The organism is Myroides phaeus, from assembly GCF_900099675.1.
In the GTDB taxonomy this organism is placed as follows: domain Bacteria; phylum Bacteroidota; class Bacteroidia; order Flavobacteriales; family Flavobacteriaceae; genus Flavobacterium; species Flavobacterium phaeum.
On sequence record NZ_FNDQ01000039.1, the window covers coordinates 1 to 12,387 of the forward strand.

Below are 12,387 nucleotides of genomic sequence, written 5' to 3' on the forward strand. Positions count from 1 at the left end.
TTAGAATGATGTATAGAGGTGTAAGAGATAAGTCATTTTTCCTGTTTAGATTGACGAAACTTTTTGCTTAGTCCCCAACTTTTGCACCTGATCCAATAAAACAATCAGGATCTATATGAAAGAAAAAAACCGATAACTTTCGTTATCGGTTTTCTTCGCGGAGAAAGAGGGATTCGAACCCCCGGACCTGTTACAGTCAACAGTTTTCAAGACTGCCGCATTCGACCACTCTGCCATTTCTCCAGTCGGACGGATTGTTCCGTATTGCGAGTGCAAATATAGAGCTTTTGATTGTTTAACCAAAAAAAAGTGAGGTAAAAATGACATTTTTTACCTCACTTTTTTTAAGTTGTTTAAAATAAGAATATTACTTTCAATTAATATTTAGTATATCCTGTAATTTCTAAACCATAACCAGTCATTCCTACTCTTTTTGCTTGTTCAGAGTTAGTCATTAAGTTAATATTAGTAATATCTAAGTCGTGTAATATTTGAGCTCCGATACCAAAATCTTTTTCATCAGCAGTTAATTTAGGAGTGTCCATATCTAAACTTGCTTTTTGCTCTTTAATTACCGCTAATCTTTTCAGTAAGCTTGAGCTTTGTTCTTCTTGATTAATGAATAGAATAGCTCCTTTTCCTTCTTCATTAACTCTGTTGAAAGCCGACTCAAGACGTTTGTTTAGTTTACCACTAAGCGCGTCTAAAATATCGTTGTTAGCAATCATTGAATTAATGCGTGTTAATACAGGCTCTCCTTCATTCCAAGTACCTTTTGTTAAAGCAATGTGTACTTGATCATTAGTATTTTGTTGGTATGCTCTTAATCTGAATTTACCAAAACGAGTATCAATTTCAAAGTCTTCTTTTTTATCAATCAAACTATCGTGCTTCATTCTGTATGAAACTAAGTTTTCAATTGATATAATTTTTAGATCCCATTTCTTAGCTACTTCAACAAGTTGAGGTAAACGAGCCATAGAACCATCTTCGTTTAAGATTTCTACTAAAATACCAGCAGGTTTAAAACCAGCTAAGCGTGCTAAGTCAACTGCAGCCTCTGTGTGCCCAGTTCTTCTTAATACCCCACCTTGCTTAGCAATTAATGGAAAAATGTGTCCAGGACGTCCTAAATCTTCTGCTTTCGTCTCTTCTTTAACTAAAGATTCGATAGTTTTAGCTCTGTCGTGAACTGAAATACCTGTTGTACATCCGTTTCCTTTTAAGTCAATCGATACTGTAAAAGCCGTCTGGTGTAAAACTGTGTTATTTGAAACCATTGGATTTAAATCCAATTCTTTACATCTTGATTGTGTAAGGGGAGCGCAGATAAGTCCTCTACCGTGAGTTGCCATGAAATTGATCATTTCTGGTGTAACTTTCTCTGCAGCGGCGATAAAATCACCTTCGTTTTCACGATCCTCATCATCTACCACTATGATTACTTTTCCTGCACGGATATCTTCGATTGCTTCCTCAATAGTGTTTAATTGAATGTGATTGTGTGACATTATAGTTGTTTTTGTTGTTACTACAAATTGTTTTTATTTACGTTCTAAAAGTAAGTATTATTTACTTGCTTCAGATTGTGTTTTCTTTTTTGTTAATGCTTTAAAGAAATCTACAATTGGATCTATTGTAGCACTAAAGTTTACTTGTCCATTATCTTTTGTAGCTTTATATGTTAAGTACACTGCTAATGGAGTTAATACTAAAGAACCAATCCAACCTCCTAAGAACGGTGTGATACCATCTTCTTGTGCAAGCTTTTTCCCAAATGTATTAATAAAGTGGTAAGTAATGAAAATTATAACTGCAAAAACGATAGGTAATCCCAATCCTCCTTTACGTATAATTGCTCCTAATGGTGCTCCTATATAAAACATTAGGAAACAAGAGAAAGCAATTACGAATTTCTCATAAAAAGCAAGCCAGTGGTCATTAATCTTCTTTACCTGATTTAATACAGAAAGGTCGTTACTTTCAGCATTAAAACTAATATTATTAGTGTAATCTATAGCCGATTGTAAAATACGACTTTGATTGTCTTTCGTAAAGCTTTCTAATAAGTTTTCTGGGGCAACTTCTACTATTTTAATATTTGTTGCTTTCGGAGATGCCTCTGTGAATAAATTGTTCATTCTCAAGGAAATGTTGTCCGTATTTGAATTCTTTTCTATATCTAATGCTTTTTGTAATGAATCAATTGTATAGTTTAATTCTTTCAAATTTAGCATTCCATATGTATTTGTAATTTTTTCTTCGTCTTTTCCTTCATTTTGAAAACTACTCAAATCGATGTTCATCGTGTATTTTTCAAATTTGGTCTTTACAAAAGGATGTTTTTTAGCTTGCTCATATGTTTTTGCAGTAACGTCATCATAGTAATTCCCATCAAATAAGTGTAGCTTAAGAATATTAGACGATTCATCTGTTTGTAGTTCTCCATCAATAGATCTAATAACAGTTTTATTTTCATAACCTGAATTAGATTTAACGTGCATTGTTACATTCTTTAAATATTGTCCATTTTTTCCAGACTTACTATCTACTTTGATATTAACTTGACCTAAATCATTAAACTGTCCGGCAGCAATAGCCATAGCGGGTTTAGTCTGAATGATTTCTTTTCTCAGGTTTAAGAATTTATATTCTGCCTTTGGAATAACATCATTGGCAAACCAAAAAGAAATAGCTGCTAAAATGAAAATAAAGATAGATAGCGGACGCATTGCTCTTTTCAGAGAAATACCTGATGCTTTCATTGCTGCAAACTCATAGTTTTCGGCAAAGCTACCAAAGGTCATAATAGATGCTAAAAGCACAGATAATGGCAACACTAAAGGTACCATCTTGGGTGAGTAGAATAGGAGGAATTGAACAATAACTAATATGTCCAAATCTTTTCCTGCTAACTCAGAAATGAATAGCCATACACCTTGAAGTATGAATATAAAATATAAAATAGCAAACACTGTAAGCAGTGTTGTTATAAAGGTCTTTAAAATATAACGGTCAAGTATCTTCACTTAAAATCGACTAATCTATTTTGTTAATGTAGTAATTAGGGTACATTGATTGTGTAAAGGTAAAATGATTTTTTGATATAGGTTGATTTGTTTTAAAAGAATTAACCGTTATCGTTGTTTTTGAACCATCTTTATTTACTTGAATTTTGTTGTAAACATTTTTCGTTTCATCATCTATTCCTAATAAAACTTCTTTGATGACAGAGTTCTTGTTAGTAGGAATTAATTTGATGTATTGGATTTTTCTTCCTTTTAAGTTTTGAAGAATGTCCCATTGAAAGTTATATCCCGTATTGAAAAAAGTTAACATATGAGATGGTAAAATTCCTTCTGTGCTTTCAGGATCGTAATTTGATATTGTTACCTCTTCATCTTCAGGACTTACTGTGTATATTTTTTTACCGTCGTAGAATTTCTTCATACCCATAAAGTCTAAATAGTACAAGTCTTTCTGAATGTCAATATGACCGTTACTATCGTAATTTTTACTTGCATTCTTGTCATTTCTTGAAGTGAAAGAGAAGTCAATTACAACATTTTTGTATGAGTTAAACTTTTTAGTTACTTCTTGTAAATAATTTTTTGCTCTTTGGCTTGTTTGAGCAGATGCACTAAATGTGATTAGTGAAACGCATATAAAGGCAATAAGTTTTTTCATTTTGTGTTTGTTTTAGTTTCTGTTTTGCTCGTTTTCAAAAAACTGCTCTAAAGCGATTAAGTCTGGGATGAGTACGCTTCTTGCTTTGCTTCCTTCAAACGGGCCTACAATTCCTGAGGCTTCTAATTGATCAATGATACGACCAGCTCTATTATACCCTAATTTCAATTTACGTTGCAATAAGGAAGCAGAACCTTGTTGTGCTGTTACAATAATTTCAGCTGCATCTCTGAACAATGCGTCGCGCTCACTAATATCTACATCAATACCTGTGCCACCGTCTTCACCTACAAATTCTGGCAGTAAGTATGCGTCTGGATACGCTTTTTGTGAACCGATGTAATTGGTTAACTTCTCTACTTCTGGCGTATCTACAAAAGCACACTGAACACGTACTAATTCGTTTCCTTGCGTGTATAATAAATCTCCTCGTCCAATCAATTGGTCAGCTCCTTGTTGATCTAAAATTGTACGTGAGTCAATTTTTGAAGTTACACGGAAAGCGACCCTTGCAGGGAAATTGGCTTTAATAATACCTGTAATTACGTTTACAGACGGACGTTGTGTAGCAATAATCAAGTGAATACCAATAGCACGTGCTAATTGTGCTAAACGAGCAATCGGTGTTTCAACTTCTTTACCTGCTGTCATAATTAAATCCGCAAACTCATCTACTACTAATACAATATAAGGTAAAAAGCGGTGTCCGTTTTCTGGGTTTAATTTACGTTGTTTAAATTTCTCATTGTATTCTTTGATATTTCTAACCATTGCATCTTTCAACAATGTGTAGCGATTATCCATTTCTATACACAATGAATTTAATGTATTAATAACTTTTGTGTTATCTGTAATGATTGCATCTTCTGAATCAGGAAGTTTAGCTAAATAGTGACGCTCAATTTTATTAAATAAAGTCAATTCTACTTTTTTCGGGTCAACTAACACAAACTTAACTTCAGCTGGGTGTTTTTTGTATAATAGAGAAGTTAGCAAAGCATTCAAACCAACAGATTTACCTTGTCCTGTTGCTCCTGCCATCAGTAAGTGAGGCATTTTTGCTAAGTCAACTACAAATGTTTCGTTAGAAATTGTTTTCCCAAGTGCAACTGGTAATTCCATTTCTGCATTTTGAAACTTAGGAGATGCGATAACACTTCTCATTGACACGATAGAAGGTTTATTATTTGGTACTTCAATACCAATGGTACCTCTACCTGGGATAGGAGCAATAATACGAATACCTAAAGCAGATAACGACAGTGCAATATCATCTTCTAAGTTTTTAATTTTTGAAATTCTTACACCAGCTTCTGGTACAATTTCATATAGGGTTACAGTAGGACCAACAGTTGCCTTAATTTGAGCAATGTCAATCTTGTAGTTTTTAAGTGTATCTACAATTCTATTTTTATTCTCTTCTAATTCCTCTTGATTAATTGTAATACCACCAGTTCCGTAGTCTTTTAATAAGTCAATAGAAGGGAATTGGTAATTTGATAAGTCTAAAGTAGGGTCAAACTCTCCAAAATCTCTTACTAATTTTGCAGCTAAGTTTTCTTCAACCGTACTTTCTTCCATTGGTGTTTCTATCACAAATTCGTCCGTTGGAGTATCCAAAATCATAGTTTCAAAAGAAGTATCTTTTGCTTTTGTTGTCGACTTAACATCAAGGTTAAGTTCAGAGCTATGTTCAATAGTTGGTTTTACATTCTTATGTTCAACAATAACACTTTGTTGTGGTTCAACAGGAGTTTGAACGCTAAAGTTTTCTTTAGGTTGCTCTTGTTTTACAATAGACTCAACTACTGTTTGTGGTTTAGGAGTAGCCTTTTCTGTTGGTTTAACAGTGTTAGGAGAATCAAATGTTTTAGGATCTTCTAAATGTTTTTTTCGGATGTTTTTAAACATCTCAGGCCATGCGCTAAGTTTTTCCTTAATTGTAGTAGGAGAAAGTCTAAAGCGAAATAGAATAAATGAAAAACCTAAGAATAGTAATAATAATATAGTTCCTGCGGTACCAAGGTAGTCCGTAAAGTAATGGTTAAGTTCATACCCAACAGTTCCCCCTAAAATAGGGTTGTTATTCCAGAAAAAACCAAAGAAAACAGAGAATAACAACATCGATGATAAGTCCCAAAAGATCATTCGTTTAATTCTTTTGGCAGCAATATCAAAGAAAGCGTAAATTCCACTGTGAACTAACATTTTAGCAAAGAAAAAAGAAGCAATACCAAAACCTTTGAAAATAAAAATATGTGCAAAATACGCACCTACTTTACCCAACCAATTTTCTACTGCAGCTTCTCTATCACCTAATAATGCCAGATTGCTTTGATCTTCAATTCCTGTTACTATATAAGAGATAAAGCTTAAACACAAAGCAATTCCGCTAATAATTAATAAGATAGTAATAAGAAACTTACTGTTTCTTAGAACAGAAGTATCATATTTTTTAACTGGATCTTTTGTTGTAGTTGTTTTCTTTTTTGTTTTATTATCTTTTTCCATTTCAATTTTGATTCACAATAATGGCGTATTGTTTTTACTAAAGTAATTCTTTGACAATATAAAACTGTTATTAATGTTTAGTAAACAAATGCGTTTAGCAATATAAACATTAATAACAGTGTAGGAGTATAACGGCTTATTTTAAAGCTGCTAATGCGTTGTCATAATTAGGTTCATCTGCTGTTTCAGCAACTTGTTCTGTATAGATTACTTTTCCTTCTTCATTAATAACAACGATTGATCTTGATAGTAAACCTTTTAAAGGACCATCTGCGAATAATACACCGTAGTCTTTTCCAAATTGTCCGTCTCTAAAATCAGACAACATTTCAACATTTGCAATTCCTTCTGCACCACAGAAACGACCTTGTGCAAATGGTAAATCTCTTGAAATACACAATACTACTGTGTTATCTAATTTAGCCGCATTTTGGTTAAAATGTCTAACAGATGTAGCACAAGTAGGTGTATCAACACTTGGAAAGATGTTTAAGATTACTTTCTTTCCAGCGTAATCAGTAAGTTTTTTATCAGCTAATCCAGCTCCAACTAATTCAAAATTAGGAGCAATTGTGTTCACTGCTGGTAATTCACCAACGGTTTGAACAGGAGTATTTTTTAGTGTAACTGTTGCCATATTGTTTTTATTTATAGTCATACAAAAATATATAAAATTTGATAATTAATAGATGTTTGTATTGTTAGATATCTTAGCAAAGTGCACAAAAGATGAATATTTGTATGTGTTTAGGTTATGGCAAAAAAAAAGAGGCTACAAAACGTAGCCTCTTTCTTATAGTATGTTGAAATGTTTTATTTATCGATTGATCCTAAAACTCTCTTCATGAAGCTATTTAAAGCTTCTTTTTGTGTTGCACCGTCTTTCATTAATTTCTGAACTTCAAGTGCACCGTACATATTAGAGATAATTTCACCAATTACGTCAAGCTCTTCATCTTTCAAAGAAGGAACTTCAGTAAGGTTTTCTAATACCTCAATAGTTTCGATTACATAATCTTGGTCATTCTCCTCAATAAATTGAGTTAAATGTTTGATAACAGGTAATTTCATAGTTTATGGTTTTATGAAATTAAGCAATTTCGTTAACTAATTCGTTCAATACTTCAGCCTTGTTAGTCTGAGTTTGGTTCACTAATTTTCCGTTAACAAATGTAGCGAAAGTTGGTAAGTTACTTACATCAGCCAATTGTCTTGACTCAGGGAAGTTCTCAGCATCTGCAATAACGAAAGTCATTCCTTCTTTCTCATTAGCCAATTTTTTGAATTTTGGTTTCATGATTCTACAGTTACCACACCAAGAAGCTGCATATTGAACAACTACTTTTTCATTTGAATTTACAATCTCTTGTAAATTATCTTTATCTAGTTCTAAAAGCATTTTTTTATTTTTTTTTGTTAATAACTAAAAGGAGGTTATCCTTAGTTTTTACTTAAGTATTCAGCAACACCTTTTCTGTCAGCGTTCATTGCTTGTTTACCTTCTTCCCAGTTAGCTGGACATACTTCACCATGAGTTTGTACGTGAGTGTAAGCATCGATTAATCTGATGTACTCTTGTACGTTTCTTCCTAATGGCATATCGTTAACTGATTCGTGGAAGATTTTTCCTGACTCGTCTACTAAGTAAGTAGCTCTGTAAGTTACGTTAGATCCTTCGATTTGAACTGAATCTAATTCTTCATTATAAACTTCGTTTTCAATATCTAAGATACCTAAAACTGAAGATAAGTTTCTTTGAGCGTCAGAAACGATTGGGTAAGTTACTCCTTCGATTCCTCCGTTATCTTTTGCAGTGTTTAACCAAGCAAAGTGTACTTCGTTAGTATCACAAGAAGCACCGATTACCATTGTGTTTCTTTTTTCGAACTCAGGTAAAGCAGCTTGGAAAGCGTGTAATTCTGTAGGACAAACGAAAGTAAAATCTTTTGGATACCAGAATAATAATACTTTTTTGTTATTTTTTGTAGCTTCTTCAAAAATGTTGATTTTTAAATCGTCACCCATTTCTGACATTGCGTCAACTGTAATGTTTGGAAATTTTTTACCTACTAAAGACATAATATTTATTTTTAAAGTTAATATTTCTTGTTTTGATTTCTAATACAAATGTAGGGCGAGTAGTGGAGGTTATCAATTATTTTTGATTATTGTTTTTTATAATCATATAAAGAAAACTTATGACTTACTTTTTTTACCCTTGTCTAATAAATTTTTATCCCAAGCCTTAAAAGACATCTGAAAGATATAAAGAAAAAGCCAATTTAAAAAATTGGCTTTGTTATAATAATACTAATTTATTTTTTTGCAAGTTTTCTAATTTTGAAATCTAACGCAGCGTATAATAGCGTTACGAAAGGACTCAAGTAATTAAAGAATGCGTAAGGTAGATAAGTCATAGTCGGAATTCCCAATACGCCAGAGTGATAGGCTCCACAAGTATTCCACGGAATAAGAACTGATGTTACTGTTCCTGAATCTTCTAATGTTCTACTTAAGTTTTCTGGCGCTAAGCCTTTTGCTTTATATGCTTCTGAAAACATTTTACCAGGAACTACAATTGACAAGTATTGGTCAGAAGTCATTACGTTAATCGCTAAACAGCTGGCAACAGTGCTGGCAAATAATCCAAATACATTGTTAGCGATATTTAATAGGGCCATTGAAATTTTTTCTAATGCTCCGATTGCTTCCATTGCACCGCCAAAAAACATAGCACATAAGATTAACCAAACCGTGTTTAGCATACTTGCCATTCCTCCTGCTTCAAATAATCCGTTTAAGCTCTCAAGCGGCGATAAGATTCTAATGTCTGACGTTAAGGCAAGCATTACTCCCTTATAAGCATTGTAGAAGTTGAATTCGTCTCCACCTGAAACTGCAATTACAATTGACGGTTGAAAGATTAACGCAAATACACCTCCTAATAAAGTTCCTATTAATAAAGCAGCAATTGGTTGTACCTTTTTTACAATTAAAAAGATTACAAACGCGGGAACTACAAATAACCAAGGTGTGATTAAGAAAGTGTCTGAAATTGCTTTTAATGTTTCAGTTGTATCTACATCGCCAGATGCACCATATACAATTCCCAAACCAATGAATAACAACAAGGTTACAACATAAGTAGGTACTGTTGTGTACAACATATACTTAATATGAGTAAACAAATCTGTTCCTGCCATTACAGGTGCTAAATTTGTTGTATCTGAAAGAGGTGATAATTTGTCTCCAAAATAAGCCCCTGAGATAACGGCTCCACCGATAACACCTAAAGGCATACCTAAGGCGTTTCCAATTCCAACTAACGCAATACCTACTGTAGCAGAAGTAGTCCAAGAACTACCAGTAGCAATAGAAATGATAGAAGTAATGATAACACATGCAGGTAAGTAAATGGCAGGGTGTAATATTTTTAGTCCAAAATAAATCATATTAGGGATAATACCACTTAATAGCCACGTTCCAGATAATGCACCTACTAATAATAGGATAAATACTGCACCAGAGGTATCTTTAACGTTATTGGTAATTTGGTTTAGAATTTTGTCATAAGACACTCTATTGTATAGACCAACACCAGTAGCAATGGCTCCTCCTATAAGTAAAATGAACTGATTTGTTCCCGACAGTGCGTCATCCCGGAATACAAACACATTAACAGCTAATAGGGCAACTAAGATAATTACAGGTATTAGCGATTGAAGTAATGTGATTGGTTTCTCTGCTTTGTCGTGAATTTTTTCCATTTATTTAAAATTAAATCATATTTACTTGCGAAAGTACGTATTTTATTGCTTAATGTAATAAAAAAAGAAATATTATAGTAATTTTTAGTAGAAAATAATTCGATGTAGGATGTTGATATTTAATTTGTTAAGAAATAATTTACAGAATTTTATTTTACGAGACTAAAAAGTATTGTTAAAAAGTAAATTATTTATTATATTTACTGAATACTATAAAGTAATTTATATAGTATTACTTTACGTTTTTTAGTCATTTAAAATTAACGTATAGGTATAAAAATATTGTTGTTTTGATGTTTTTAGAGGACATCATCTAAAGGCTACTTATCCACAAAATAAGTAGCTTTTTTTGTGTTTTCAGTTTACCTTTGTATGAACTAAAAAAAAACAATAATATGATCGTTCGTAACAAGAAGCATATTTTACAAATGCTTTTTATTTGGAAGGGGTCTGTTTTGAAAAAAATTGCCCCTACTTTGTTTGCTATCTTTCTTTTTTCTTGGTTAGTTTATTTCTGTCACTATCTATTTCCTGATGTAATTATACCTTTAAATGTTGGAGCATTTGCTTTGGTGGGTATTTCATTAGCTATATTCTTAGGGTTTTGTAACAATGCCGCTTATGACCGATTTTGGGAAGGTCGTAAACAGTGGGGAAGCTTAGTTATTCACACTCGTTCCTTAGCTTTTCAAATTCAAAACTATATTCAAGAAAACGAACAATTTACCAAAAAAGACAAGGAGGAGGGAATTAAACTTATTTTTGCTTTTTGCTATGCGTTAAACTTGCAATTGAGAGAAAAGCAGGATTATGAAATCTTAAAAAAATATTTGTCGAAAGAGATTTATGATACTTTGTTGACCAAGAAGTTCAAACCAACTTTTTTATTGAATGAGTTGACTGCTTGGATTGCAAAGCAACATAGAGAAGGGCGAATGGATTCAATTACTTTGACCAGAATTGATGAGAACTTAGACCAGATGTCTATTGTTCTTGGGGCTTGTGAGCGTATTGTGCATACTAAAATACCGTTTGTTTATTTTGTTATTTTACACCGTACTGTCTATATCTATTGCTTTATTCTTCCTTTTGGATTGATTGATTTAATTATTTGGGTAATGCCGTTTTTCGTAACGTTTGTAGCGTATACTTTTATTGCGTTAGATGCTGTTGTAGCTGAAATTGCAGAACCTTTTGGTGAAGAGGAAAACGATTTAGCATTAGATCAAATGTGTGCGAATATAGAGTATTCTATTTGCGAAATATCGGATATGCCAACGCCTATTTTATTGTCACACGACCACAATTATATCGTTAGATAAAAACGCTTTTTTAAAATACAATATGAAGGGATATCTCAAAAGGATATCCTTTTTTTATGGGGTATTTTCTCTGAATTTGGCGATTGTCAATAGGGATTAAAGCGTATAATAAAGGGGTTTTAATAGTACCATGTTCGAGACATGTTCGAGATATGTTCGACACTCCTTCGGAAAAAGGCCTTTTTTCCGAAGGAGTGTCGAATTTGTGTGGTCTATGTTTAGAACCAGTTACGGAGAGTATAGGACGATGTATTGTCTGAAAGTAGGCTGTAAACCAGGAATGGGGCGCTTGTATTGCGTTGTTGTGTTATTCTTTTTAAACTCGGGTTAGGGAGGTTGGCTAAGACATATATTCCCTGCATATACTGGATTAACATAGAATTACAACGGCCTTTTGTGGTATAAGTTATCGGGAGTTTATAAGAGGATTGAGTACATAATGTTTTTTGGTGTGTTGTGTAAAATTGAATCATAATCCCTGTGTTTGTAGTTTCTAAAGCAAAATTAATACTAACTGCAAATACTTTTTTTCAAAGAGGTTATTTTGACATCATATGCTATCAAATGACATCAAATGCATTATAAACTCTGTCCCACTTTTGTACTCAACTGTCCGCAATCCCTTATAAACAAAGGGATTGTCATAACCTCATATGTACATTAGTCGAAGATAACTCGGAGATAAGTCGTAGATACCTCACCTAAAGGCCTTTTTCGCGAACGAAATACGACTTATTTACGACTCATTTACGATTAATTCCCATAGGAAACTATTTTAAGGAGTGTGGTTACTGACTTACAGCCAAATAGAGGCTTTTTGAGAAACAGGGGCCAACGATGCGTTTAGTGTTTTATTCTTTATCGATTTGTTTTGGTTTAGGGGAATTCACTTAGGTGCAAATCGCTTATCGCAAGTGTTTTTGAAGATTATAAGTAAAGTAGTAATTATTGCGAACTGCTCTTAGGAAATAAAAAAAGGTGAAAATAAAAAGGGTTATTACCGTTTGGACTGACCCCAAAAAGTTGGACGAAGTTATGCAATCTTTTTAATATAATGAGCTCGGTATTCTACCGGGCTCATTCCATTTAAATTAATGCGA

Annotated in this window: 10 protein-coding genes and 1 tRNA gene; 1 reads left to right on the plus strand and 10 read right to left on the minus strand. The window is 33.0% G+C overall.

Annotated elements, in window-relative coordinates:
- Positions 1-158 precede the first annotated feature (158 nt).
- From BLT46_RS12680 to nhaC, 10 genes are all read right to left on the minus strand, one after another.
- A tRNA-Ser gene (locus BLT46_RS12680) sits at positions 159-243 on the minus strand.
- Between the two features lie 134 nt (positions 244-377).
- Positions 378-1,511, minus strand: coding sequence for a 3,4-dihydroxy-2-butanone-4-phosphate synthase (ribB, locus tag BLT46_RS12685; RefSeq protein WP_090410488.1), 1,134 nt, complete (start codon positions 1,509-1,511; stop codon positions 378-380).
- Between the two features lie 57 nt (positions 1,512-1,568).
- The gene (locus BLT46_RS12690) at positions 1,569-3,029 is read right to left on the minus strand and encodes an LptF/LptG family permease (protein WP_090410489.1); all 1,461 of its coding nucleotides are present in this window, start codon (positions 3,027-3,029) and stop codon (positions 1,569-1,571) included.
- A 10-nt stretch (positions 3,030-3,039) separates the two neighbouring features.
- On the minus strand, positions 3,040-3,687 hold the full coding sequence (locus tag BLT46_RS12695; RefSeq protein WP_090410490.1) for an outer membrane lipoprotein periplasmic chaperone LolA1: 648 nt from the start codon (positions 3,685-3,687) through the stop codon (positions 3,040-3,042).
- A 12-nt stretch (positions 3,688-3,699) separates the two neighbouring features.
- Positions 3,700-6,198, minus strand: coding sequence for an FtsK/SpoIIIE family DNA translocase (locus tag BLT46_RS12700; protein WP_090410491.1), 2,499 nt, complete (start codon positions 6,196-6,198; stop codon positions 3,700-3,702).
- A gap of 136 nt (positions 6,199-6,334) precedes the next feature.
- Positions 6,335-6,835, minus strand: coding sequence for a thiol peroxidase (tpx, locus tag BLT46_RS12705; RefSeq protein WP_090410492.1), 501 nt, complete (start codon positions 6,833-6,835; stop codon positions 6,335-6,337).
- Positions 6,836-7,011: 176 nt separating this feature from the next.
- Positions 7,012-7,269 carry a DUF6952 family protein gene (locus tag BLT46_RS12710; protein WP_090410493.1) on the minus strand — a complete coding sequence of 86 codons (258 nt, stop codon included), beginning with the start codon at positions 7,267-7,269 and terminating at the stop codon, positions 7,012-7,014.
- 19 nt (positions 7,270-7,288) lie between these two features.
- Complete coding sequence (locus tag BLT46_RS12715) at positions 7,289-7,597, minus strand: thioredoxin family protein (RefSeq protein ID WP_090410494.1); 309 nt, start codon at positions 7,595-7,597, stop codon at positions 7,289-7,291.
- A 41-nt stretch (positions 7,598-7,638) separates the two neighbouring features.
- Complete coding sequence (locus BLT46_RS12720; RefSeq protein WP_090410495.1) at positions 7,639-8,277, minus strand: peroxiredoxin; 639 nt, start codon at positions 8,275-8,277, stop codon at positions 7,639-7,641.
- A gap of 236 nt (positions 8,278-8,513) precedes the next feature.
- Positions 8,514-9,965: a Na+/H+ antiporter NhaC gene (nhaC, locus tag BLT46_RS12725; RefSeq protein ID WP_090410496.1), complete on the minus strand. Its 1,452-nt coding sequence runs from the start codon at positions 9,963-9,965 to the stop codon at positions 8,514-8,516.
- A 395-nt stretch (positions 9,966-10,360) separates the two neighbouring features.
- On the opposite strand from nhaC, the gene BLT46_RS12730 reads away from it, so the two are divergent.
- Positions 10,361-11,287 (plus strand): bestrophin family protein, encoded by a 927-nt coding sequence (locus BLT46_RS12730; protein ID WP_090410497.1) that lies wholly within the window; start codon positions 10,361-10,363, stop codon positions 11,285-11,287.
- The last annotated feature ends 1,100 nt before the right edge of the window (positions 11,288-12,387 follow it).